Source organism: Luteibacter sp. dw_328, from assembly GCF_018449605.1.
Classification (GTDB): domain Bacteria; phylum Pseudomonadota; class Gammaproteobacteria; order Xanthomonadales; family Rhodanobacteraceae; genus Luteibacter.
Genome location: NZ_JAAVUW010000002.1, coordinates 1 through 24,234, shown reverse-complemented (window position 1 = coordinate 24,234; position 24,234 = coordinate 1). Strand labels below are relative to the sequence as shown.

The window sequence follows — 24,234 nt, the reverse complement described above, 5'->3', positions numbered from 1 at the left end:
TCGCCGCTGAAGCGGCTCCCACAAGGAGCCTGCCGCAGACCTGTGGGAGCCGCTTCAGCGGCGATCAGCCCCTCAGGGCCCGATAAGGCGCCAGGAGGGCCTCATCCTCGAAACAGGCCGACGGCAGCAGAAACCGCGGCTCGTGGCCCGCCGCAAAAGCCTCACGAATGGCCGTGGCGGCGATATCCAGTGGGGTAATGGCGATGTCGACCACCGATCCGGCGGGTCCGTGGACCCGCTCCGCACGGCGTCCCGCGGTGAAATCAGCCAGCTCGCCCGACGGCGCATGGCTGACACCAGGACGCGTCAGCACCCCCACGTGGGCGAATTCGAACAGCTGTCGCCAGCGGTGCCAGGACGCCAGCCCGACGAACGCATCCGCCCCGACAAGAAGCACCAGCGGCCGGTCCGGCCCGATATCCGCGCGCAGCGAGGCCAGCGTATCGACGGTGTACGAAGGGCCATCGCGGTCCAGCTCACGCGTATCGATGGTTAACCGGTCCTGGCCCGCGAGCGCCGCGCGCAACAGGGCAACACGACCTGAGGCATCGGCAACCGGGGCCGGCCGATGCGGCGGCGTGCGTGCCGGAACCATCCTGACTTCGGCGTCGAGCGCCTCGGCGGCTTCCCACGCGGCCCGCAGGTGGCCGTGATGGATCGGATCGAAGGTGCCGCCGAGGATGGCGAGCGGACGCGCCTGATTCATCCGAAGGCGGCCGCGGCGCGGGGTTCGGCGATGGCGGCGATCAGGCGCTCGGCCTCGAGCCAGGGATTGCCCTGCTCGCGGCCCTTGGCCATGCGGTCGATCCGTGCGGCGCGTGCCAGGCACGACAGCCAGTGCTCACGAGGCGCACGACGCAAGGCCTTGCGAAACAATTGCTCGCGCGCGGGCCAGAGTCGTTCCACCTTGGCCTGCGCGGCGAAATCTCGTGCATTGGCCAGGCGCAGCGCCAACTGAAGTTGGTTGACCAGCCAACCCATCAGGGCGATGAGTTCGTCGCCCTCGGAGTGCAGGCCGGCCAGGATGCGCAGCGCGCGGCCACCCTCCCCGGCAAACGCCGCGTCGGTAAGCTTGAAGGCGTCAAAGCGGGCACTGTCGGCCACAAGGCCTTCCAGCGTCGCCGCGTCCAGGCGCTGGTCGCCCGCAAGCACCACCAGTTTGTCGATTTCCTGGGCGGCGGCCAGCAGGTTGCCTTCGACCCGCTCGGCCAGCATGGCGACGGCGTCGGGACTTGCCTTGACACCCCGCGAGGTCAGGCGCGCGCCGACCCACTGTGTCCATTCATTCGGGCGAGGTGCGTTGAACACCACCTGGATGCCACCGGCGTCCACGTTCTTCGTCCACACCGCCTCGTGCTTGGCGCTCCACTCGGTCGCCGTGATCAGCAGGGTCGTATCCGGCGGTGGATTGGCAACGAATTCGCTGATCGCCGAACTACCGTCCTTGCCCGCTCGCCCGCCCGCGAGTCGCAGGTCCAGCAGCCGCTGGGTGGCGAACAGGGAAAGGCCAGCGGAGGAACGGGCGAGATCATCCCAGTCGAAGCGGCTGTCCGCTTCGAGGACTTCGCGCTCGTTGTAGCCCAGCCGCCGTGCCATGGCCCGCACGGCATCCGCCGCTTCGAGCACGAGCAATTCCTCGCCTGCCAGCAGGTACACCGGTGCCATCCGGTCGCCGGCGAGGTGCTTCTGCCATTGGCCGGGACTCATCGGCACGGTCAGGCTTCCTCAGGTACCGCTGGGCTTCGTCGCCGGCGTCGCCGCGGCGGCCGGATGTGCCCCAGCGGCCTCGAGGCGGAACAGGATCGACTGGACCATGTCGCCGATCAGGCTGCGCTGCAGCTCTTCGGTCTGGCTGGCCGTACCGATGGTGTTGGTGGCGTCGTAGCTGAACTCGCGGGACATGTCGACCGACTGCGGCGGAACGATGACCGTGCCGTCGCCCGCCCTCACGTTGAAGTCCACGTGGTAGCGCACCGCGTACTCAGTCACGCGTGCCGTGCCGCTCACGGTGAGCGAATCGGTACGGAAGGTGTTCGAGGTGATGGTCAGGTCAGCCGCGTCGACCGAGGCGTGGTCGACGATCTCCGCGTTCGAGTTCGTCAGCGCACGACCGAGCTCGCGCTGCAGCATGCCGCCCGATGCCACCGTGAGATGGATTTTCTTCATACCCGGCGGAAGAGCGGCCGTCTGTCGCAGATGGAAGCCGCAGCCACTGACCAGCGCGACGAAGGCGAGGACCAGGGCGGTACGCAGCGAACGGGAGAGGTTCGGGCTCATGATTATCCTGCGACGATGTTGACGATCTTGCCGGGCACGACGATCACCTTGCGCACGGTCTGGCCTTCGAGCATGCGCGCCACGGTAGGCTCGGCGCGCGCCATCGCCTCGGCGTCTTCCTTCGACGCCGAAGCCGGCACCTCGATGGTAGCGCGAAGTTTGCCGTTGACCTGCACCGCATAGGTCAGCGAATCGCGAACCAGGGCGGTCGGATCGACCACCGGCCAGCCCGCATCCTCGACCAGGGTCTCCCCGTGGCCGAGCACCTGCCACAGCGCATGGGCGATGTGCGGGGTGAACGGATTGATCAGCTGGACGACCGCGGTGAACGCCTCCTGGCGCAGGGCGGTGCCCTTCGCACTGGCGTCGTCGAACTTCGCCAGCGCGTTCAACAGTTCCATCAGGGCCGCGATGGCCGTATTGAAGGACTGGCGGCGACCGATATCGTCGGTGACCTTCTGGATGGTTTCGTGGAGCTGGCGGCGCAGGGCCTTGCGCGCACCGTCGGCGGCAGCGTTGTCACCCTCTGCCTGGGCAGCCACGTCGGCATGCGCCGACACGTCGCGCCACAGCCGGCGCAGGAAGCGGGCCATGCCTTCCACACCGGCCTCGTTCCATTCGAGCGACTGGTCCGGCGGCGCGGCGAACATGGAGAACAGGCGCACCGTGTCCGCGCCGTACTTGCCCACCATGGACTGCGGGTCGACGCCGTTGTTCTTGGACTTGGCCATCTTCTCGATGCCACCGATTTCCACCGGCTTTCCGTCGCTACGCAGCACGGCGCCGACGATGCGCGCGCGTTCGTCGCGCTGCACGTCCACGTCGGCCGGATTGAACCAGGTGAGCGATCCGTTGGCTTCCTTCCGGAAGTAGGTTTCGGCGATCACCATGCCCTGGCAGAGCAGGTTCGTGGCCGGCTCGTCGCTGTTCACCAGCCCTTCGTCACGCATGAGCTTGTGATAGAAGCGGAAGTAAAGCAGGTGCAGGATCGCGTGCTCGATGCCACCGATGTACTGGTCGACCGGCATCCAGTAGTTGGCGCGCTCGTCCACCTGGGCATTCGCGCCCGGACTCGTGTAACGCGCGGCGTACCAACTCGACTCCATGAAGGTGTCGAAGGTATCCGTCTCGCGTTCACCCGGACCGCCGCAGGACGGGCACGTGGTCTTGCGCCACTCGGGATCGGCCTTGATCGGCGACTGCACGCCGGAAAAGGCGACGTCTTCCGGCAGTACGACCGGCAGCTGGTCTTCCGGCACCGGCACGGCGTCGCACTTGGGGCAGTAAATGACCGGGATCGGGCAGCCCCAGTAACGCTGGCGGCTTACGCCCCAGTCGCGGATGCGCCAGTTGACCCGGCGCTCGCCGCGGCCGGCCGCAATCAGCGCCAGCGAGATGGCGTCGAACGCCGCCTTGAACTCCAGGCCATCGAACTGGCCCGAATTGATCAGCGTGCCGTACTCGGTGTACGCACCGGCGGTCTGGATATCGGACTCGAAGGTCTTGATCGTCTCGACCGCCGAGGACGACTGGTAGGCATCGGACGAGCCGCCTTCCAGTGCGTTCTGCACCGCGTCGCCACCGTCGGTCGCGAGGTCGCGACGCAGTTCGGCCACGGCATCGACCACACCGCGATCGACGACGACCATCTTGATCGGCAGCGAATACTTCTGGGCGAATTCCCAGTCGCGCTGGTCGTGGCCCGGTACGGCCATGACGGCACCCGTGCCATAACCCATCAGCACGAAGTTGGCGACCCACACCGGCACCTTTTCGCCGGTAAGCGGATGCGTGGCATCGACGCCCGTGTAGTAGCCGCGCTTCTCCTGCGTCTCGAGCTCGGCTTCGGATACACCGCCGGCCTTGCAGCTTTCGATGAACCCGGCAAGACCCGGATTGCCCACCGCGGCACGCGTGGCAATGGGGTGCTCGGCCGCTACCGCGACGTACGAGACACCCATCAAGGTGTCCGGGCGCGTGGTGAAGACCGTCAGCGGCTCAGACTCGCCGTCCACGTCGAAGTGGATTTCGAGGCCCTCCGAGCGACCCAGCCAGTTGCGCTGCATGGTCTTGACCGCATCGGGCCAGCCCGGCAGCGTATCCAGGCCGTCGAGCAGTTCCTGCGCGTACGCGGTGATCTTGAGGAACCACTGCGGAATCTCGCGCTTTTCGACCAAGGCACCCGAGCGCCAGCCGCGACCGTCGATCACCTGCTCGTTGGCCAGCACGGTCTGGTCGACCGGATCCCAGTTGACGACGCTGTTCTTGCGGTACACCAGGCCCTTCTTCATCAGCCGGGTGAACATCTGCTGTTCCCACCGGTAGTACTCGGGGCGGCAGGTGGTGACCTCGCGGGTCCAGTCGTAGGCGAAGCCCATGCGCTTGAGCTGCTCGCGCATGTGCTCGATGTTCTTGTAGGTCCACTTCGCCGGCGCGGTGTTGTTCTTGATCGCGGCGTTTTCGGCCGGCAGGCCGAACGCATCCCAACCCATCGGCTGCAATACGTTCTTGCCCTGCTGACGCTGGAAACGGCTGATCACGTCGCCGATGGTGTAGTTGCGAACGTGGCCCATGTGAAGGGCGCCCGAGGGGTACGGCAGCATCGAGAGGCAATAAAACTTCGGCTTGCTCGCGTCCTCGGTCACTTCGAACGCGCGGGTGGCGTTCCAGAAGTGCTGCGCGGCGGTCTCGACGGCGTCGGGGGCGTAACCGCCCTGTTCGCGCGTGCCCTGGTCTTGGGTGTCCTGCATGGTGTTGGGTACCGGTGGGATGCTCACAATCGCGGGAGACTATCCCACGGGGACGGTTCAGGCAAAGCGAAAGGCGGCGCAGGGACGCTTTCTGTAGGAGCCGATTCATCGGCGATCCCTGCGGAGCGGGGCTTCGGGCGTGGGCGCGAGCACCCATCGCCGATGAATCGGCTCCTACAGGGGAGCCGTTACTGGCAGGTGGACTGGCCGGCGGCGACGGCGCGGACGGCGGCAGCCACCTGGTCGGCGACCTGGCCGATGGCCCGTTGATGGGCTTCGACGAGGCTGTCGTAGCTCGAGCCCGCCGGCTCGCTGGCCCGCGAGGCGCAGGCTGCGCCTGCCGTCTCCCCCGAGCGAACCGACCAGCTTGCCTCCAGGGTGGCGCTACCGCCCACTTCGGAGTCGAAGCGGCGTACATCCAGCTGCACGCGAACGACCTTGTCGCCCTTGGCATGGGGCAGTCCGTGCACGTCGTGCGTTCCCAGGCGAGCGGAGAGGTCGGCCACCAGGGCGCCGCGAATCTCGTCGCCGAGCGGCGAGGCCCAGCGCTCCCCATCCAGCACGGAGACACCGGTGGCGCCGTGGCGCAGTACCAGGGAAGGTTGGTCCACCTGTGGCGGCACGCCGACGGCCTGCACGTCGATCACGAAGGGCGCGGCCACGGACGCCATCGGGGCCGACGACGGCACCAGGGTATGGAAGTGCGTGGGCGCCGAGGAGCACGCGCACAGGGCGGTGACCAGGAGAGCGGCGCCGGAAAGGCGAAGTGTCTGGATCATGGCTGTACGTCCTTGCCCTGCTTCGGGGTCGACGGCGTGGAGACCGGCGGCGGAGCGTCGGCGCCCCGGCCGCGCAGCAACGCCTCGGGATGACGACCGAGGTAATCGGTGAAAGCGCGAACCGAGCGCACCGTGCGCTGCAGCTCCTCGAGGGTGTTGCCGATGTTCTGCTGGAGCGGGGAATCCTCCGACAGCGCATCGTTGGCCGTGCCGACCGTCTTGTTCACGCCTTGCAGCGTGCGCTTGGCCTCGGGCAGCAGCTCGGTATTGACCTGCTTCAACGTGCCGTTGAGTTCGTGCAGGCTGCCGTCGAGGTTCTTGCCGATGGAATCGAACGGAATCTTCTCGATCTTGTCGACGATGCTGGCGATCTGCTCCTGCAGGTGGTCGAAATCACCCGGCGTCGTCGGGATCTCGAACGGCCGGGCGTTCTCGTTGAATGCCACCTTCTTCGCCTTCGGATCGAAGTCCAGGGCGATATAGAGTTGGCCCGTGAGCAGGTTGCCGTTACGTGCCTGCGCACGCAGGCCGTGGGCCACCAGACCACTCATGATCTTCGGCATCTCCGAATCGTCGGTGCCGCCGGAGAGCTTCGCCAGCTTGTCGTGGGCCTGGCCCAGGCGGTCCGGATAGACCACCGCACCGACGATGACCGGGAAGGTCTGCGTTTTCGCATCGTAATCGAGGTTGACCGACACGACGCGACCGAATTTCACGCCGAGGAACTCGACCGGGGCGTCCACGTTGAGTCCACGCAACGAGTGCTCGAAGCGCATGCGGATATAACGCGGCTTGCCGTCCGGCGGCGCGATGGCCGTGGCCTGGTCATTGAACAGGCTGAACTCTTTCATCTCCGGCGCCGCCGTTTCGTCGTGCGGCCCCGGCGCATCCTGGAATGCGACGCCGCCGGCGATCACCGTGGCGAGCGACTGCGTGTTGAGCTTGAGGCCATCGGCACCGAGCGACACATCCACGCCACTGGCATTCCAGAAGCGTGCATCCTGGTGGACGAAGCGATCGTTCGGGCCGTCGACGAACAGCTGCAGGGACACGCCCTTGCCGTCCTTGTCCAGCTCGTACGAAACGATGCGGCCGACCTGGATGCGCCGGTAATAGACCGGCGAACCGATATCGAGCGAGCCCAGGTCGGCCGCGTGCAGCACGAAGCGACGCCCGGGCGCACCATGGGTCACCGCAGGCGGCGTTTCCAGTCCGGTAAAGTCGGTCTGTTCTTCTTCCGAATCGCCGGCGTCTGCACCAATGAACGCACCGGACAACAGCGTATCGATACCCGACACACCGCTCGCGCCGATGCGCGGACGAACGACCCAGTAGCGCGTGTTCTTCGTAGCGAACGCGGCCGCGTCTTTTTCCAGGTCGATGACCACGGTAATGTGCGTGCGATCTTTCGACAGGCGCATGGTGGTGACCTTGCCGATCACCACGTTCTTGTACTTGACCTGCGTCTTGTTGGCTTCGATGCCTTCGGCGGTGAGGAAGGTCACCGTGATCTTCGGGCCGGCCGACGTGAAGTGGGTGACCAGCAGCGAGATACCGACCAGGGCGGCAATGATCGGCACCAGCCAGATCAGCGAGAAGCCGAGCTTCGATTTGCGCACCTCGGGCTGCGGCAGGTCGTCGTCCTGTGCCGGCGTATTTCCTTGGTTGGTGTCGCTCATTGCGATTTCCTGTTGTCCCAGATCAAACGGGGATCGAAGCTCATGGCCGAAAGCATCGTCAGTACGACGACTACGCCGAAATAGACCACGCCGGGCAAGGGCTCGACGCGGCTGAGAATCTGAAAGTGCACGAGGGCGGAAAGGATCGCCACGACGAACACATCGAGCATCGACCAGTAGCCGATCAGCTCGACGAAGCGGTACAGCCTCGCACGCTGTTTCGACACGAGGCCGCTCGAACGCTGCACGGACACCAGCAGGATGGTCATGATGATGAACTTGAGCATGGGTACGACAATGCTCGCCGTGAAGACGATGACCGCCAGGCCAGGCGAGCCGGCGCGCCACAGCTCGAAAATGCCGCTCAGGATGGTGTTGTCGTCTTTCGAGGAAAGGCTCTGCGTGCGCATGATCGGAAACACATTGGCCGGTATGTAGAACATCGCCGCAGCCAGTAGCAGTGCCCAGGACCGCGCGATGCTGCCCTGCTTGCGCACGTGCAAGGCACTATGGCAACGCGGACAATGCGCGTGCGGATCGTCGCTGTAGGCGGTAACCAGGCGACATATGTGGCACGACATCATGCCCAGTTCCCGGGCGCGCGGAGGTGCGCTCATGCTTTCGCGTCCTTGGTGACGTCCCATAGGTGGCGGGTGTCGTGGCTCGAGAACACGGTGATCAGCACGGTCAGGAAGCCGAAGGCCCAGATGCCCGGACCCGGCACCACGTCGAAATAGGTATGCGCCTTGACCACGGCGACCAGGGTGCCAAGCATGAAGACCTCGATCATGCTCCAGGGCTTGACCCTGACCAGGGCCGTCATGGCCTGGGCGAAGCCGGGGGCGCGGCGACCCTCGCGGGCGAACCAGAGCACCCAGCAGAAGATGACGAGCTGGCTGAGGGGGAAAAAGAACAGGGTCAGCGCCGTGAGCGCCGCGACCAGCTGCGCGCCGTCGTTCCACATGGCGATCACCGCACCCCAGAGGGTGGTGGTCTCGGCCATGCCGGAAAGCTTCAAGGTGACGATCGGCGACACGTTGGCGATCACGAAAACGATCAGGGCGGCAATGATCAGGGCGAACTGCCCATCCACACCGATCCACTGATGGCGCTCCAGCACGGCGCCGCAGACGGTGCAGTCGGCCACCTGCCCACGCGATAGCTTCCGCTTCTGGTAGACGGAGTCGCAGTGCTCGCAAATGATCAGGTTCTGGGCGTGGTGCATGCCGTCCCGGCGCTTCAAGGCCACGGTGGCCTGCCCGCCTATGATCGCAAATCCGCGTAAACGGCGCATGACGGGCGACGTAGGATCCGTCCTAAATCTGTGTGCGGGCTTGATATGCTCCGCCTCTTCCCCGATTTATGGGGCATCGAATCAGCGTCCCAGGAGCCCCACGTGACCAGCGCCCAGACCCGTAGCGAGCATATCTTCGACGCGACCACGGCCGGCTTTGAGGAAGATGTCATCAAGGCCTCGCTGACGACCCCGGTCCTCGTCGACCTGTGGGCCGAGTGGTGCGGCCCCTGCAAGTCGCTCGGCCCGATCCTGGAGAAGCTCGCCGGGGAGTTCAACGGCGCCTTCCGCCTCGCAAAGATCGACGTGGACGCCGAGCAGGAGCTCGCCGCGATGTTTGGCGTGCGCAGCATCCCCACCGTGATCCTGATCAGCGGCGGCCAGGTGGTGGATGGGTTTGCCGGCGCCCTGCCCGAAGGCCAGATCCGCGAATTCCTGACCAAGCATGGCGTGCAGCCGGGCGAGGCGGCCAATGACGAGGACGCCGAAGCCGCAACACCGGAAACGGCCGAGGAAGCCATCAACCGTCTCCAGCAGGCCATCGCCGCCGAGCCGGAGCGTGCCGAGCTCAAGCTCGACCTCGCGCTCGCCCTGATGCGTGCTGGCAACGTGGCCTCGGCCCAGTCCGAGCTGGATGCCCTGCCCGCCAACCTCGCCACCGACGCGCGCGCCGTGCGCCTGCGCAGTCAGCTCGAGCTCGCCCGAGCCCTGGCCGGTGCGCCCTCGCTCCAGGAGCTGCAGGCCCGGGTGCAATCGAGCGATACCGACTGGGAAGCACGCGACCTGCTCGGTGTGCGCCTACTGATCGAAGGTGAGGCCGCGGCAGGTCTCGACCAGTTCCTGGACATCCTCAAGCGCCAGCGCGACTGGAACGAAGGCCAGGCGAAGAAGCGCCTGCTGGCGGCTTTCACCACGCTGGACGATGCGGCGCTGGTGAGCCAGTACCGTAGGAAGATGGCTTCGCTGGTCTTTTGAGGAATCGCCGCTGAAGCGGCTCCCACAAGAGCATCGCCGATTTATCGGCGATGCCTTAGCGCCTTGCCTCACCGCCCCTTCTTGCGCCGCACGTAAAGCTGCTTCCGCACCGAAGCCACCAGTTCCCCGGATGCCGTCCGCACATCCGTATCGAACCAGCGCAGGCACTTCTCGCCGTTTGCGGTAGCCGCGCGAAGCTCATCGAGCACACCGTCCTCGATACGGAATTCCGCGAACACGTCCTCACGCCCCGGCGCAACGAAGCGGATCTCGCCCGCCTGGTCCCAGACGATGTAGTCGTCGCCCAGGCTCTTCAGCGTCATGATCATCCAGAACGGATCGGTCATCGAGAACAGGCTGCCGCCAAAATGCGTGCGCACGTAATTGCGGTTGTACCAGGCCAGCTTCAGCCTGACGCGCGCCTGCCGGTAATCGTCATCCAGCCGCAGCACGCGGACGCCCGCGAACAGGAACGGGGGCCACCAGTTGAGGACGCGCCGCAGGGTGCTTGCTTTCATGTCGGAGGTTTCGGGATCGGGGAGCCAGCCATCCTAGTCGCGCCGCGCCGGCGAACGTAGACCCCCGTTTTAAACGAGGGGTGACCAATGGCAGGGGGCCGCCCCGTTCCACGCGCCTACCATCGATCGCACTCACTCGCCGCCGGAATCCGAGCCATGCGCCTTACGCTCCGCCGTGCCACCCTGCCCGCCGCCCTCGCCGTGGCGATGGCCTTCTCAGGCTCCTCCGCCGTCGCCCAGGATCTTCCTGCTCCCGTCGACCAGCCCTACCAGGGCACCCTCGGCCTGACGGTGGACCTGACCGACGCGCCGAAAAACATCTATCACGTGCACGAGACCATCCCGGTGGCGTCCGGTCCCCTCACGCTGTTCTACCCGAAGTGGATCCCCGGCGAGCACTCACCCACCGGCCCGATCCAGAACGTGGCCGGCGTGGCGATCACCGCGAACGGCAAGCCGCTGGCCTGGCGTCGCGACCTGAAGGAAATGTACGCGCTGCACGTGGATGTTCCGGCCGGCGTAGACAAACTCGACATTGCCTTCGAGTTCCTCGCGCCGCGTGAAGCGGGCGGCTTTTCGTCCAGCCCTTCCTCCACGCCGAACTTCGTCGCGCTCGAATTCAATCAGGTGGCGTTCTATCCGGCGGGGTACTACACCAGTCGCATCATGATCCAGCCGACGGTGAAGCTGCCGGCGGGCTGGAAGTTCGCCAGCTCACTGGAGACGGACACACCCGACAGCGCGACGCCGAGTTTCAAGGCCGTCAGCTTCGAGAATCTCGTCGACTCCCCGCTGATTGCCGGCCGTCATTTCAATCGTGTGGACCTTTCGCCAGGCGCCCAGCCCGCCGTGCACCTGAACATCGTCGGTGACAGTGCCGCGAGCGTCAAAGCCACCGACAAGCAGATTGCCGGCCAGCGTGCGCTGATCGTCCAGGCTAACAAGCTCTTCGGCGCGCATCACTACAGTCACTATGACTTCCTGCTGATCAACTCCGATCACACACAGCACTTCGGCCTCGAGCACCACCAGTCGAGCGACGATCGCCTGTTCGCCAATTTCCTCACCGACAACGATGTCAATCTCGCCGCCGGTACGCTGCTTCCCCACGAGTACGTGCATTCGTGGAACGGCAAGTTCCGCCGGCCCGCCGACCTCTGGACGCCGACCTTCACTGAAACGATGCAGGACGACCTGCTCTGGGTTTACGAAGGCCTGACCGACTACTGGTGCGGCGTGCTCGCGGCGCGCTCCGGCATCTGGACCACCGAGCAGTGGCGCGATTCGCTCGCCAGCATCTCAGCCGGCATGTCCAATCGCACGGGCCGCTCGTGGCGTTCGCTGCAGGACACCGCCGACGCGGCACCCCTGACCTATGCGGGAGCCGGCGGCTGGTCCAACTATCGTCGCGGAACGGACTTCTATCCCGAAGGCCAGCTACTCTGGCTCGATGTGGACACGAAGATCCGTGATCTATCGGGCGGCAAGCATTCGCTCGATGACTTCGCGCGCGCGTTCTACGGCATGGACAACGGTAACTACGCGACGAAGACCTATACCTTCGACGACGTTGTCAGCACGCTCAACGGCGTGCAGGCCTATGACTGGGCGAGCTTCCTTCGCCAGCGACTCGATGCCACCGGCAATACGCTGCCCGAGCATGGCATCGAAAACGGTGGTTGGAAGGTCGTCTACGACGACAAGCCGAGCGGCTTCGACAAGACGGCGGAGACGCTGCGCAAGTCGACCAACTTCGCCTATTCGCTCGGCGTGCAGGTATCCGACAAGGGCGTGATCCAGGACGTGCAATGGGACGGGACCGCGGCAAAAGCCGGACTCGTGCCGGGCCTGACCATCGTCGCCGTCAACGGCAAGGACTTCTCCGGCCAGACACTCAAGGATGCGGTCACCGATGCGAAGTCGACCACCACGCCGATCGAGTTCCTGGTCAAGAACATCGACGAGTACAGCACGGTGAAGGTCGATTACCACGGCGGCCTGAAGTATCCGCACCTGGTCCGCGGCGATGGCAAGGATCTGATCGGCGTGATCGCCACGCCGCGCAAGTAAGGCGGCACGAAAGGTGGCGCGGCAAGAGCCGCGCCACCTCGCCGGTCAGGTGTTCTCGCGATTGGTTTCGAACAGGAACCACACGCGGCGTTCGCCCTGGTCGATCCAGTTTTCGATGAGGCTGGCCGTGGCGACATCGGAATACTCGTCGCACAACGCATGCGTTTCGCGCAGGAATCCGACCAGGCGCTGGTTGTCTTCGCGCAACTCGGCGAGCATGTCCTGTGGCGTCACGAAGTCAGCGTCGTTGTCGGACAGGCGCTGCAGCCGCGCGATGTGCCCGATCGAACGCAGCGTGGTCCCACCGATCTTGCGCACGCGCTCGGCGAGATCGTCGGTCATGCTGAAAATCTGCTCACCCTGCTCATCGAGCAGCAGATGCAGGTCGCGGAAACGCGGGCCCGACATGTGCCAATGGAAATTCTTGGTCTTCAGGTAAAGCGCGAACGTGTCCGCGAGCAGGGCGTTGAGTTCGGCCGAGATGTCGCGGGTGGCGTCTGCACCGAGGCCGGTGGGCGTGTGCAGATCGGCTTTGCGCTTGGCTTTGGTCGCTTCAGGGTTCTTCATTGCTGCGCTCCACGGTGGGCCCCTGAGTATGCGCCGGCCTTTGTTACGCGGATTGAAGATTTTGTACCCGGCGCTCAGGCCAAGGGCAGTGTCACCACCACACGCAACCCCGGCCCGGACTCCGCATCCAGCAACTGGATGCTCGCGCCGTGCAGTTCGGCGGCACGCTGGACAATGGAGAGGCCCAGGCCGAAGCCTTCGCCCTGGGTATCCAGTCCGCGTTGGAAACGGGTGAACATGGAGGCGCGGCGCTCCGGCGGAATGCCCGGGCCATCGTCGACGACCTCGATGACGGCCTCGTCATCGTTATGACTGATGGAAAGCTCGACATGGCCGCCCGCCGGCACGTGCCGGAATGCGTTCTCCAGCAGGTTACGCAGCAGGGCGCCGAGGGCGACACCGTAGCCCTCGACGACAAGCTCCGCGGGCAGTTCGCGGATACTCAGCTCGACCCCGCCCCGGCCGATGAGTGGCGTAAGTTCCTCGATGACTTCCAGCGCCAGTTCGCCGAGATAGACGCGGCTGCGTGGGCCCGATGCCGCGCCGACCTCCAGGCGCGCCAGCGCAAGCAACTGCTCGGTGCGACGCGCCAGCGACATCAGGCACTCGCGCGCCGCCACCAGGGCGGCCTCGGCCTCGTGTGGCTGGGCGGAGTTCATGGCGTTCTCGAGATTGATCATGGTCGAGGCCAGGGGCGTACGCAGCTCGTGGGCCACATCGGCGCTGAAACGGCGTTCCCGCTCGAGCGCACTTTCCAGACGGCTGATCTGGCCGTTTAGCGCGTCCAGCACGGGTTTCAGCTCGTTCGGCGCGTGATCCAGACGGATCGGCTCCCGGCTACCCGGCTCGCGACGCGACAGCGCGCGAGCCAGCGTCTCCAGCGGCTGGAGACCCCGCCGAATCGCCCAGCCGACGAGGAGCGCGAGAAGAGGCAAGCCCAGGAGGGTCGGCAGTCCGTGCTCGATCCAGAGTGCACGAGTGATTTCGTGGCGACTGTCGTAGCGCTCGCCCGAGCGAATGGTGATGCCCTCGTCTTCCATGATCAGGGTGAAGACACGCCAGGTGTACCTGCCACTCTTGACGTCCTCGAAGGCGCCGTCGGCGGCAGGCGTATTCGGTAGCCGGGCGAGATTCTCGGTGGCGAGCAACAGCATCCCATCGTGATCGAACACCTCGAAACCGACCTCCGATTCATAGGTGCGGCCCTGCACGATGAGCTCCTGCGGATGATCGGACACGCTCGACACCAGCAGACGGGCGGCGCGCTGGTTGCGTAGTTGGTCCACGCCAATGCGACGGACAAGGACCTCGAGCGTACGTGCGGACTGGGCAAGACGGCCGTCCGAGAGTTCGTCCACTTCTTCCAGGGTACGTTGGGCGCTGAGCACGCCCAAGGGCAGGAGCACCGCCGCGAGCACGATGATGATCAGGACCAGGAGGTGCGAGCGCAGGCTGCCTGGCTTCACGTGGGTTCCCGGGGCACCATGTAGCCGAATCCGCGCACGGTCTGGATGGCATCGTGGCTGAGCTTGCGGCGCAGGGCGTGCACGAGCACCTCGAGCGCACTGGAGCTCATCGCCGCCTCGGGCCCATACAGCGATGCCTCCAGGGCCTCGCGCCGGACGATACGACCGGCGCGTTCCATCAGCGCCTGCAGCAACGCGAACTCACGCCGGGTCAGGTCGACCTTGTCGCCGTGCCAGATGACTTCCCAGGTACCCAGGTCCAGGCTCAGCGCCCCGGCGTCCAGACGGTTGACCGAATCGCCGCGTACGCGTCGGGCCAGGGAGCGAATGCGCGCGGCCAGTTCGTCCAGGTGGAAAGGCTTGATCAGGTAATCGTCGGCCCCGGCGTCCAGCACGCGGATGCGTGAATCCAGGGCTTCGCGGGCGGACATGACGATGACCGGCGTGGTCACGCGAGACTGCCGCGCCTCGACCAGTACATCCATACCATCCTTCCCCGGCAGACCGAGATCGAGCAGTACCAGGTCGGCCTCGTGGTCGCGCATGGCCGCCAGCGCCTCGTTGCCGTCGCGGAACCAGCTGATCGTATAGGCCAGCCGTTCCAGCGCCCTGCGAATGGCATCGCCAAGCTGGGCGTCGTCTTCGACGAGGATGATGTGCAAGACGGCGGCCCGGTGGCTGAGACGCCGATAGTATCCGTGCACCGAGCTTAGCGCTGCCTTAGAGCACCCCGTCAACCGGCCTCGAAGCGGGCGATCTCGTCCAGCCGCTCGTGGGCCCGGCGCACCGCCCTTCCCTCCGGCGCACGAGCCAGCCGCGCCACCACGGCATACACGCCGAGGCAGACCAGTGCGGTCAACAGCTGGAACCCGATGAAGGCCGGATGGGCTGCCACGATATCCACACCAAGCAGCCCGAACGCCCAGACGATCATGGCTACCCACATGAAGCATCCGACGATGCCGAACCATCGCCCTTCGCGGATGCGCCAGGCACGCAGGGTCACTACGCGACGCTGAAGCTCCAGCACGGGCGCCGCTTCGTTCACGCGGCCGACCAGGAACAGATTGCGGGCGGCGGCAACGATCATGGCGATGGCGTACAGGTGCAAGAGCACCCCCGTCACCAGCAGGTTGGGAACGTCCCGGTGGTCGACCCAGAACGAGCCCGCCGCCATGGCAGACGCCACACCCACCACGATCTGGATGGCCTGGCCGATGACCAGCGGGCGCAGTTCCGCGCGGACGCCGCCATGGCCCCGGTCGGCGATAACGGTTTCCAGGCGCGCCACACGCTGGTCCAGTACCTGCCAGCCTGCCTTCAGTTCATCGAGTTCCATGGTTCTCTCCGTTGGGTGAAGTCGCGCCGGTCATGTCCCGGCGAAGACGTTGCTTGAGCCGCGCAAGGCGGGTACCTACGTTGGATTCGCCGATACCCAGCACCGCCGCGATCTCGGCATAGGGCTGCTCGTCGAGATAGAGCAGGATCAGGGCGCGGTCGAGGGGTTCCAGGGTCTCGATGGCATGTGCCAGTTGGGCAAGCCGCTCGTCCGGCTCATCGATCGGCGTGCCGCCACCGAGCGTGTCGATCAGCGTCGCATCCAGTGGCTGCAGTCGTTCGCGTTGGCGTCGGGCATGCGACAGACCCACGTTGAGCGCCACGCGGTACATCCAGGTAGAGAACGAACGGCTTGTGTCGTACGCACCGAACGATCGCCAGACCTGGAGCAGGATTTCCTGCGCAAGATCCCGCCGATCCTCCTCGCCATGGGCATAGATGGCCGCGACCTTGAAGACGATCTTCCGGTGTGTCTGCAGCAGCGCTTCGAAAGCGCGCCGTCGCTCAGCCTCGGCCATGGACCCCTCCTCTTTCCACCATGATTCGCGAGCGCGGAGAAAAAATCACACAATGGTCCGATTCTCCTGCCGGATGGGTTCATGTCTGCCACGCTCCCCGCACGCCTCCTCCTCGCCCTGATCGCCGTGGCCCCGGTCACGATCCAGGCGAAAGACACGTGGATCACGCCCGCCGAGGCGTCTTCCTTCCGCACGACACCGTCGTATGCCGAAACGCAGGCCTTCCTGCAGCGGCTCGCCCAGGCGGCACCGGACACGATCCGCCTCGCGACCTTCGGCACGACGCCCGAGGGCCGGCCGATGACGGTCGTGATCGCAGCGAAGGACGGCGACCTGACGCCCGAAAAGGCCCGCGCCGCCGGCAAACCCATCGTACTGCTCCAGGCCGGCATCCATCCCGGCGAGATCGAAGGCAAGGACGCGGGCCTGATGCTGCTGCGCGACTTTGCCGCCACCCATCGCCTGCCCCATCTGCTCGACCACGCCGTGCTGGTCTACATCCCCGTGTACAGCGTGGATGGCCATGAGAACTCAAACCCGTACAACCGCATCAACCAGAACGGGCCGGCCGAGATGGGTTTTCGTGGCCAGTCGCAATACCTCAATCTCAACCGCGATTACGTCAAGGCCGATGCGCCCGAAACGCGCGCGTGGCTGACACTCTGGAACACCTGGAAACCCGACCTGCTGATCGACATCCACACCACGGACGGTGCCGACTACCAGTACGACCTCACCTGGTACGCGGAGGACGCGCACAAGCTGCCGCCGTCGATCGCTGCATGGCAGAAGGCGGCCTACGAAGGCGACGCCATCCCGGCCTACGAGAAGCTCGGTCACCTCGCCGCGCCCTACCTGGAATTCCGCGACGGACGCGATATCACCAAGGGCATCGAGAACTTCGGTTCCGGCCCGCGCTTTTCCACGGGCTACGCCGCCATTCGCAATCGCGCCGGCCTGCTGATCGAAACGCACATGCTCAAGTCCTACGAGGTGCGCGTGCGTGCGACCTACGATGTGGTTCGCAGCGTGCTCGCACACGTGAACAAGGAGCCTGCCGCCCTCATCACAGCGTCGAAGGAGGCCGATCGCTGGGCTGAAGCGCTTTCCGCAAAGCCGGACGCCTCGCAGCCGGTGACGTTCAAGCAGGATCCGGCATCGACACCGTTCACACTCAAGGGCTACGCATTCACGCAGACCAAGAGCGATGTCTCCGGCGATCTCTGGGTGCAATACGACCCGAAAACGAAGAAGGACTACAGCATTTCGAACTGGAACGATCTGCTTCCGGACGTCTCGGCGTCGATCCCCGCCGCGTGGGCGATTCCGCCGCAATGGACGGACGTGATCGATCGCCTCGACGCGCATGGCATTCCGTACACGCGGACGACCACCGCCGTGCGCGTGCACGCGGAGCGCGACGAGCTGACCGACCCGAAGTGGGCGGACAAACCTTTCGAAAGCCATCACATGCTGAAGGATGCACACATCGCTTCGTCGCGGGTCGATGTCGATCTCCCGGCCGGTACCGTCATCGTGCGCGCGGACAATGCCGATGCCGTGCTCGCCCTGAACCTGCTCGATGCCCGCGCACCGGATTCCCTGCTCCGCTGGGGCTACTTCAATGCCGTGTTCGAGCAGAAGGAATACGGCGAACCGCGCGTGCTCGAGGCACTGGCACGGAAGATGATGGCGGCGAACCCGGCGCTGAAGACGGAGTTCGAGGCGAAGCTGAAGAACGACGCCGCCTTCGCTGCCAGCCCGCGTGCGCGCCTCACGTTCTTCTACGAACGCAGCCCGTGGTACACGGTGCAGAAGGTGGGCGTTTATCCCGTGGTTCGCCTGGATGCCGACGCTCTAAGGCAGTTGTAGGAGCCGTTTCAGCGGCGATTGGGTGCTCGCAGCAGCCTTGCCCGCTGCCGCGGGATCGCCGATGAATCGGCTCCTACAAGAGCGGGATTACGCGACCACCTCGAACGGTCGCATCATCTCGTTCGCCTCGTGCTCGGCGAGATGGCAATGCCATGCATAGCGGCCGGCATATCCGTCGAACGTTGCGACGATGCGGGTCACCATGCCCGGGTACGCCTGCACCACATCCTTCCAGCCGCGTTCGTGCGGCGGCGGTTCCTGTGCCGGGCCAACGTAGCGAATGGTCTTTTTCTCCATGTACTCGTCCACGTCGTACGGGCGCCGGTCGAGGATCTGAAAGCGCACCAGATGCAGATGGATCGGATGCGTATCCTCGGTGAGGTTTACCAGGTTCCACATCTCGGTACTGCCGAGCTTCACCGTCTCCGTGACAGGATCGTGCCAGCGCTTGCCGTTGAGCAACATGAGCATGGGCGTGGCGACGCAGTCGCTGTATTCGTCGAGCGTGAGCTCGCGTGATTTCGACGCACTGGCTTCCGTGACCCGGGGCAGATCGCGCAAGACATCCGGCAGCCGGCTGTCGTCGCGAACGGCACCCTGCCCCACCGCGAAACGCATCAGCGGCAGCGCATCGTTCATCAATTCCACCGTGCCACCGCGCAACGCGGCGAAGTCGACGACGAGGTCGGCACGTTCACCCGGCGCAAGGAAAAGGGAGGTCACCTTTGCTGGGGCGGCCAGCAGGCCCTGGTCGGAACCGATAGCGTGGAATGGCCGGCCATCCTTGAATCGCAGATGGTAGAAGCGGCCGTTCGCCGCATTGAGCACGCGCAGTCGGTAGCGTCTTGGCTGCACATCGGCACGAGGCAGGATGGCCCCATTGACCAGGGTCAGGTTGCCGAATACTTCGGGTACCCACGGCGCATGGGCGTCACCCGAGTCCGGATAGTAGAGACGGCCGTCCGTGCGCAGCAGTCTGTCGGCCAGCACCAGCGGCAGTTCCTGGTCGCCGGAAGGAAGACCAAGCGACAACTCGTGTTCGTCGCGCAGAAGGTAGAGTCCCATCAGCCCGGCATACATGTTCAGCCGGTTAATGCCCATCGCATGGTCGTGGTACCACAGCGTCGCCGCGTCCTGGGCGTTCGGGTAATGGTGTTGGCGCGATTTGCCGGGTACGTACCAGTCTTCGGGATAGCCGTCGTCCTTATGCGGCACCTTGGCGCCGTGCAGATGGACGATGGCGCGCACCTCGGGCTGGTCGGCTTCGGCACCGCAGATGGCGTGGTCGACGGGAAGGAAGTGCTTCGTCGGCAGCGCATTCGCCCAGCGCACGTCGAAGGCCTCGCCGGTACGCGCCTCGATCGTCGGGCCGGGATAGTGCCCGCCATACGTCCACAATTCGGTGGGTGGCAGATCGCGATGCAGCTTCTGCGCGGTCTGCGCCATGCGCACGTCGAGCGTCTTGCCCGCGACGGGGCGCAGTGTCGGCGGAATCGGCAGCGGATCGACGAACGCTGCCAGCTTGCCCGGATCGACCAGGCCCGGCATATGCGTCGTATCACCCATGGGGTGCATGCACAGGTCGTTGCCGACCTTGCCCGCCTGAGTGGCCTGCATGCCGTGCATGTCATGCGCGAGGAGCCGCGACGGGATCCAACCCGCCGCAGCCATCCACCCCGCCGTCTTCAGAAAGCGACGGCGATCAACCATGCCCACCGTTCCCGAACGGCCACTGCGCACGCTTCGGCTGACCGGTCGACTCGTCGAGGATCAGCTTGCGGTCGAACAGGCGCGGGAAGAAAAAGTCGAACATGCTATCGATACGGCCCGCCGTGGCATCGGTGGAACCGCCACCCAGGCGCTTGCTGTCGAGCCAGTTGTCTTCGATGAAGCGGGTAATCGAGCTCTGGTCGGTCACGCTGTGGTCGACCATGTTCTCGCGTGCCCACGGCGACACCACCAGCAGCGGCAGGCGCGGACCGAAGCCGCAGCGGCCCTGCACCGGTGTCTTGCCATCCAGGCCCGGCAACGTGACGCGTCCCTTGCACACGCCGGCGCCGTCGAGCGCGTCGGTGGTGCCTGTCGAGGCGTTGGTGTGCGGCGGTTCCTGATGGTCGTACCAGCCATCGGAATCGTCATAGGCGATGACGACGGCCGTGTCCTTCCACTCGCTGCTCTGCTGCAGCGTGTTGATCACGTGGACGACGAAGGCCTGTTCGTCGAGCGGATCGGAATAGCCGGCGTGACCGTCCTGGTAGGCCGGCGCCTTGAGGAAGCTCACCGCAGGCAGGTTGTCGGTATCGACGGCGTCATAGAAGTCCTGGATGTCGTACTGATGGTTAGCCGCATCCGTCTTACCGATGGCGGCGATCGACGACGGCCGTGCGTGCGTCGGGTTGGCCGTGGACGGGTAGTACTGGAAAGGCGAATGATGCGGGCTGTAATCGTTCGAAGTGGTGTTGGTCACCTTCGACAACGTGCGGCGCGTGCAGCCGGTGCTGCCGTCGGGGTTGGTGAGCGTGAGGTCGAAGCCGCCCTGGAACCAGCCCCAGGTGACATTGTGATCGTTGAGCAGGTTGCCGATATTGCGGCCGCCCATGGTCGCCTGGCTAGCCGTGGGCGAAGAGCAGACGTCGCCGATCGGATCGGGGTCGCCGATCATGGTCAGGCCGCCGTGGCCATCGTCGGTCTCGGCACCCGTGCCGTTGAGCGTGTCGATCACACCGGCGGTCTGGCCCGCGATCAGGTTCACCGCACCCGGCGACGACGGACCGAAGCCGGTGCCGTAGTGGTTGTCGCTCATGGCGAAGTTCTGCGCGTAGTTCCAGTAAGCGGTGACCGTGTTGCCGTCGTAATACCCCATGACCTGGCCCTTGCCTTCCTCGGCGGCATCGCCACCCGGCAGGGTTTCACCGTGACCGGTATACAGCGGGAACAGATCCATCTTGCCGCCATCGAAGGCGCGCTGTTCCGAGGTATAGCCGTGGTCCTGATCGGCCGTCGCCGCCTGCGCACGCGCGAGGCGGAACGGATTGATCGCCGCGTCGGCATTGCCGGTGTTGGCCGCGTTGGGATTCTTCGTCAGCAGGCGATGCGACAGGCCATTCACCGGCGGCGTAAAGGGCCGTGCATAGAACGATGGCTCGCCCTTGCCGTTTTCGGCAAGCGGATAGGTGCCGAAGTAGTGATCGAAGGAAACGTTCTCCTGGAAAATCACGACCAGATGCTTGATCGGCGTGGCGGTGCGCGGATCGCTACCGTGACCGCCGTGGCCGAAGCCCAACGCGGTCGTGGCGGCATCGGCAGGGGCGGAGGCCACCTGCTGGGCGGCGACGATCGACGCGGCGGAGAGGGTGAGCACGCAGGCGATGCCTGCGGCCAGTAACTTGCGCATGACTAAGCTCCTCGAAAGGTGTGGCGGCCGGACTGCACGGATCCGCATCCCCTGTCATGCGGTCTGACCAGCGTAAGAAGGGCGCATGACAGCCCGGGGACAAAGTCCGCAAGGTCTTACGAATTTTCTCAATCCATGACCTTCGTCACGGTCGGCCCTCCAGCCCGTTCCCAACGGCTATGCTCGGAACCCACCGGTGCCCGGGGGCACCGCTTTCACTGGACAGAGGGACACTCATGACCAAGCAGTACCTGAAGCCGCTCGCACTCGCGCTCAGCGTCGCGCTCGCCGGCACGGCATGCAGCAAGCACAACGATGCCGATACGGCCGTTCCGGCCGGCAACCCGCCTGCCGCCACCGGCAGCGCCGCCCCGGCGCCGGCGGCCACGACCGCTGCCGCACCTGCCGCGCCCACGTTCAATGTGGCCGACATCGACACGACGATCGACGCCTGCGACGACTTCAACGGCTTCGTCAACGCCAAGTGGGTGGCGGTCAACCCGATTCCCGAAGACCGCACCCGCTGGGGCGCCTTCGACCAGCTCGCCGAAAACAGCCTGTCCACGCAGCACGACATCGTCGATGCCATGGACAAGGGTGCGGCGAATGCCAAGGCCGGCTCGATCGAGCAGAAGATCGGCCTGCTCTATCGCTCGGGCATGAACGAATCCGTGATCGAGAAGGCCGGCATCGAGCCGCTCAAGCCGGAACTGGCCAAGATCGACGGCCTGAAGAACAGCGACGACGTGGCCAACTTCCTCGACCAGAGCTTCGCCGATGGCAACAGCTACGTGTTCGGCTTCGGCTCAGGCGCGGACTTCAAGAACGCGAAGATGCAGATTGGCTATGCGCAGCAGGACGGCCTCGGTCTGCCGACCAAGGACTACTACACCGATCCGAAGCAGGCCGACAACCGCAAGGCCTATGTCGACTACATCACCAAGACCCTGACCCTCGCCGGCGTCTCCGATGCTGACGCGAAGACCCAGGCCGATGCCGTCATGGCATTCGAGACGCAGCTGGCTGCCGCCTCGCTGGCCCCGGTCGAACTGCGCGCCCCGGAAAACCAGTACCACTTCGTCACCGTGGCCGAAGCCGACAAGATCACGCCGCACTTCAACTGGGAGAAGTTCTTCGCCGCCCAGAGCGTGACCATCGACAAGGGCTTCTCGCTGTCCCAGCCGAAGTTCTTCAAGGCGTTCGACAAGATGCTGGCAGCGACGCCGGTCAGCACGTGGCAGGCTTACCTGCGCTTCCACGCGATCGACAGCGCTTCGCCGTACCTGTCCAAGACCTTCCAGGACAACAAGTTCGGTTTCTACGGCAAGACCCTCGCCGGCCAGCCGAAGCAGAAAGATCGCTGGAAGCGCGTGCTCGGTACCGTCAACGCGTCGATGGGCGAAGCCCTCGGCCAGCTGTACGTCGCCAAGGTGTTCAAGCCCGAAGCGAAGCAACGCGCCACCGAACTGGTCGATAACGTGCGCAACGCCCTCAAGGCACGTATCGAAAACCTCGACTGGATGAGCGCCGAGACGAAGGAAAAGGCGATCCAGAAGTGGAATACCTTCCTGCCCAAGATCGGCTACCCGGACAAGTGGCGTGACTGGTCGGGCCTGGAAGTGAGCGGCGACGACTACTACACGAACGTGCAGGCTGCCAGCAAGTTCAACTATCACTACGACATCGCCAAGATCGGCAAGCCGACCGATCGCCTCGACTGGGGCATGACGCCGCAGACAGTGAACGCGTACTACAACCCGACCGACAACACGATCAACTTCCCGGCCGCGATCCTGCAGCCGCCGTTCTTCGATGCCAAGGGCGACGACGCAATCAACTACGGCGGCATCGGCGCGGTGATCGGTCACGAAGCCAGCCATGGCTTCGACGACGAAGGCAGCCAGTTCGATGGCGAAGGCAACAATAAGAACTGGTGGACGGCCGCCGACAAGAAGAAGTTCGAGGAGCGCACGAAGAGGCTGGTCGACCAGTTCAACGACTACGCACCGCTCAAGGACAAGCCGGACCTGCACGTCAATGGCCAGCTGACCCTGGGCGAGAATATCGCCGACCTGGGCGGCACGGCGGTGGCGTATGACGCCCTGCAGGAAGCCTTGAAGAAGAACCCGCAGGAAGCCGACTCCAAGATCGACGGCTACACGCAGGACCAGCGTTTCTTCCTCAACTGGGCCCGCGTCTGGCGCGGCAGCGTCCGTGAGAAGCAGGCCATGTTGTACCTCAACACCGACCCGCACGCGCCGGCCTCGCTGCGCGCGATCGGCGCACCGTCGAACATGGCGGCCTTTGCCACGGCATTCCAGTGCAAGCCGGACGCGAAGATGGTTCGCTCGGGCGACAAGCTGGTGAAGATCTGGTAACCGCTCTACGTAGAGGCTGATCACCAAGGCGCCGCATGCCATGCGGCGCCTTTTTCTTGGTTCATCGTAGATTACCCGGGCCCGGGCGCGCGGGTTTCGGTCGGGGCATTCTTTCGCACCTCGCACCTCGCACCTCGCACCTCGCGCATGGCTCGCCTTCGGCTTCGCGGGGCTCGGCTTTGCCATCGCTCTCTACACTTGGGCGTCTCGCGGGGAGACCTTGGTGCCCACCCTCGCTGCTCAGACAGTCCTCCGCGTTCGAAAAGGAAGGCCGCTGACGCGGCCCATGTATCTATCTGGCCTACGGCCGCTCCACTTGTGCGGAACTCGCCTCGAGGGTGGACACCAAGGTCTCTCAC

General features: G+C 65.1%; 20 protein-coding genes. 4 read left to right on the top strand and 16 right to left on the bottom strand.

From position 1 onward, the window contains the following. Positions 1-64: 64 nt before the first annotated feature. From nadD to HB634_RS04610, 8 genes are all read right to left on the bottom strand, one after another. Positions 65-706 carry a nicotinate-nucleotide adenylyltransferase gene (gene nadD / locus HB634_RS04645; RefSeq protein ID WP_213947754.1) on the bottom strand — a complete coding sequence of 214 codons (642 nt, stop codon included), beginning with the start codon at positions 704-706 and terminating at the stop codon, positions 65-67. Beyond that, the gene (holA, locus tag HB634_RS04640; RefSeq protein ID WP_213947753.1) at positions 703-1,713 is read right to left on the bottom strand and encodes a DNA polymerase III subunit delta; all 1,011 of its coding nucleotides are present in this window, start codon (positions 1,711-1,713) and stop codon (positions 703-705) included. The genes nadD and holA overlap by 4 nt, the downstream gene beginning before the upstream one ends. A 12-nt stretch (positions 1,714-1,725) precedes the next feature. Further along, positions 1,726-2,277: an LPS assembly lipoprotein LptE gene (gene lptE, locus HB634_RS04635; protein ID WP_063574291.1), complete on the bottom strand. Its 552-nt coding sequence runs from the start codon at positions 2,275-2,277 to the stop codon at positions 1,726-1,728. 2 nt (positions 2,278-2,279) lie between these two features. Then, entirely contained in the window at positions 2,280-5,027 is a 2,748-nt protein-coding gene (leuS, locus tag HB634_RS04630) for a leucine--tRNA ligase (RefSeq protein WP_213947752.1), read from the bottom strand. A 188-nt stretch (positions 5,028-5,215) separates the two neighbouring features. Continuing rightward, positions 5,216-5,806 (bottom strand): PqiC family protein, encoded by a 591-nt coding sequence (locus HB634_RS04625; RefSeq protein WP_213947751.1) that lies wholly within the window; start codon positions 5,804-5,806, stop codon positions 5,216-5,218. Beyond that, complete coding sequence (locus HB634_RS04620; RefSeq protein WP_063573559.1) at positions 5,803-7,485, bottom strand: MlaD family protein; 1,683 nt, start codon at positions 7,483-7,485, stop codon at positions 5,803-5,805. The genes HB634_RS04625 and HB634_RS04620 overlap by 4 nt, the downstream gene beginning before the upstream one ends. Further along, entirely contained in the window at positions 7,482-8,102 is a 621-nt protein-coding gene (locus tag HB634_RS04615; protein WP_063573560.1) for a paraquat-inducible protein A, read from the bottom strand. The genes HB634_RS04620 and HB634_RS04615 overlap by 4 nt, the downstream gene beginning before the upstream one ends. After that, on the bottom strand, positions 8,099-8,779 hold the full coding sequence (locus HB634_RS04610; protein ID WP_255548391.1) for a paraquat-inducible protein A: 681 nt from the start codon (positions 8,777-8,779) through the stop codon (positions 8,099-8,101). Before HB634_RS04610 ends, HB634_RS04615 begins: the two co-directional genes overlap by 4 nt. Before the next feature lie 102 nt (positions 8,780-8,881). Between HB634_RS04610 and trxA the strand changes: the two genes are divergently transcribed. After that, positions 8,882-9,754 (top strand): thioredoxin, encoded by an 873-nt coding sequence (gene trxA / locus HB634_RS04605; RefSeq protein WP_345777464.1) that lies wholly within the window; start codon positions 8,882-8,884, stop codon positions 9,752-9,754. A gap of 68 nt (positions 9,755-9,822) precedes the next feature. On the opposite strand, the gene HB634_RS04600 is transcribed toward trxA, so the two are convergent. After that, entirely contained in the window at positions 9,823-10,272 is a 450-nt protein-coding gene (locus HB634_RS04600) for a DUF4442 domain-containing protein (RefSeq protein ID WP_213947749.1), read from the bottom strand. A gap of 156 nt (positions 10,273-10,428) precedes the next feature. Here HB634_RS04600 and HB634_RS04595 point away from each other — a divergent pair, with 156 nt between their 5' ends. After that, positions 10,429-12,342, top strand: a complete 1,914-nt coding sequence (locus HB634_RS04595; protein ID WP_063574013.1) for a PDZ domain-containing protein — start codon at positions 10,429-10,431, stop codon at positions 12,340-12,342. A gap of 45 nt (positions 12,343-12,387) precedes the next feature. Here HB634_RS04595 and HB634_RS04590 read toward each other — a convergent pair whose 3' ends face one another. The 5 genes from HB634_RS04590 to HB634_RS04570 form a co-directional block, all read right to left on the bottom strand. Continuing rightward, complete coding sequence (locus HB634_RS04590; protein WP_213947748.1) at positions 12,388-12,909, bottom strand: DNA starvation/stationary phase protection protein; 522 nt, start codon at positions 12,907-12,909, stop codon at positions 12,388-12,390. Between the two features lie 74 nt (positions 12,910-12,983). Continuing rightward, on the bottom strand, positions 12,984-14,375 hold the full coding sequence (locus HB634_RS04585) for an ATP-binding protein (protein WP_213947747.1): 1,392 nt from the start codon (positions 14,373-14,375) through the stop codon (positions 12,984-12,986). After that, entirely contained in the window at positions 14,372-15,037 is a 666-nt protein-coding gene (locus HB634_RS04580; protein ID WP_063572159.1) for a response regulator, read from the bottom strand. Before HB634_RS04580 ends, HB634_RS04585 begins: the two co-directional genes overlap by 4 nt. Before the next feature lie 71 nt (positions 15,038-15,108). Beyond that, complete coding sequence (locus HB634_RS04575) at positions 15,109-15,714, bottom strand: hypothetical protein (RefSeq protein WP_213947746.1); 606 nt, start codon at positions 15,712-15,714, stop codon at positions 15,109-15,111. After that, positions 15,701-16,231, bottom strand: coding sequence for a sigma-70 family RNA polymerase sigma factor (locus HB634_RS04570; protein WP_213947745.1), 531 nt, complete (start codon positions 16,229-16,231; stop codon positions 15,701-15,703). Before HB634_RS04570 ends, HB634_RS04575 begins: the two co-directional genes overlap by 14 nt. An 81-nt stretch (positions 16,232-16,312) precedes the next feature. On the opposite strand from HB634_RS04570, the gene HB634_RS04565 reads away from it, so the two are divergent. Continuing rightward, complete coding sequence (locus HB634_RS04565; RefSeq protein ID WP_213947744.1) at positions 16,313-18,103, top strand: M14 family metallopeptidase; 1,791 nt, start codon at positions 16,313-16,315, stop codon at positions 18,101-18,103. An 87-nt stretch (positions 18,104-18,190) separates the two neighbouring features. On the opposite strand, the gene HB634_RS04560 is transcribed toward HB634_RS04565, so the two are convergent. Both HB634_RS04560 and HB634_RS04555 read right to left on the bottom strand, forming a co-directional pair. After that, positions 18,191-19,813: a multicopper oxidase domain-containing protein gene (locus tag HB634_RS04560; RefSeq protein ID WP_255548390.1), complete on the bottom strand. Its 1,623-nt coding sequence runs from the start codon at positions 19,811-19,813 to the stop codon at positions 18,191-18,193. Continuing rightward, the gene (locus tag HB634_RS04555) at positions 19,806-21,497 is read right to left on the bottom strand and encodes an alkaline phosphatase family protein (protein ID WP_213947743.1); all 1,692 of its coding nucleotides are present in this window, start codon (positions 21,495-21,497) and stop codon (positions 19,806-19,808) included. Before HB634_RS04555 ends, HB634_RS04560 begins: the two co-directional genes overlap by 8 nt. A 236-nt stretch (positions 21,498-21,733) precedes the next feature. On the opposite strand from HB634_RS04555, the gene HB634_RS04550 reads away from it, so the two are divergent. Further along, a complete protein-coding gene (locus HB634_RS04550; protein ID WP_213947742.1) occupies positions 21,734-23,875 on the top strand; it encodes a M13 family metallopeptidase in 2,142 nt (713 codons plus the stop codon). The last annotated feature ends 359 nt before the right edge of the window (positions 23,876-24,234 follow it).

Coding starts and splice junctions, on each gene's coding strand:
- nadD (WP_213947754.1), bottom strand. CDS start 706: ATGAATCAGGCGCGTCCGCTCGCCATCCTCGGCGGCACCTTCGATCCG.
- lptE (WP_063574291.1), bottom strand. CDS start 2,277: ATGAGCCCGAACCTCTCCCGTTCGCTGCGTACCGCCCTGGTCCTCGCC.
- leuS (WP_213947752.1), bottom strand. CDS start 5,027: ATGCAGGACACCCAAGACCAGGGCACGCGCGAACAGGGCGGTTACGCC.
- HB634_RS04625 (WP_213947751.1), bottom strand. CDS start 5,806: ATGATCCAGACACTTCGCCTTTCCGGCGCCGCTCTCCTGGTCACCGCC.
- HB634_RS04620 (WP_063573559.1), bottom strand. CDS start 7,485: ATGAGCGACACCAACCAAGGAAATACGCCGGCACAGGACGACGACCTG.
- HB634_RS04615 (WP_063573560.1), bottom strand. CDS start 8,102: ATGAGCGCACCTCCGCGCGCCCGGGAACTGGGCATGATGTCGTGCCAC.
- HB634_RS04610 (WP_255548391.1), bottom strand. CDS start 8,779: ATGCGCCGTTTACGCGGATTTGCGATCATAGGCGGGCAGGCCACCGTG.
- HB634_RS04600 (WP_213947749.1), bottom strand. CDS start 10,272: ATGAAAGCAAGCACCCTGCGGCGCGTCCTCAACTGGTGGCCCCCGTTC.
- HB634_RS04595 (WP_063574013.1), top strand. CDS start 10,429: ATGCGCCTTACGCTCCGCCGTGCCACCCTGCCCGCCGCCCTCGCCGTG.
- HB634_RS04590 (WP_213947748.1), bottom strand. CDS start 12,909: ATGAAGAACCCTGAAGCGACCAAAGCCAAGCGCAAAGCCGATCTGCAC.
- HB634_RS04575 (WP_213947746.1), bottom strand. CDS start 15,714: ATGGAACTCGATGAACTGAAGGCAGGCTGGCAGGTACTGGACCAGCGT.
- HB634_RS04570 (WP_213947745.1), bottom strand. CDS start 16,231: ATGGCCGAGGCTGAGCGACGGCGCGCTTTCGAAGCGCTGCTGCAGACA.
- HB634_RS04565 (WP_213947744.1), top strand. CDS start 16,313: ATGTCTGCCACGCTCCCCGCACGCCTCCTCCTCGCCCTGATCGCCGTG.
- HB634_RS04560 (WP_255548390.1), bottom strand. CDS start 19,813: ATGGTTGATCGCCGTCGCTTTCTGAAGACGGCGGGGTGGATGGCTGCG.
- HB634_RS04555 (WP_213947743.1), bottom strand. CDS start 21,497: ATGCGCAAGTTACTGGCCGCAGGCATCGCCTGCGTGCTCACCCTCTCC.
- HB634_RS04550 (WP_213947742.1), top strand. CDS start 21,734: ATGACCAAGCAGTACCTGAAGCCGCTCGCACTCGCGCTCAGCGTCGCG.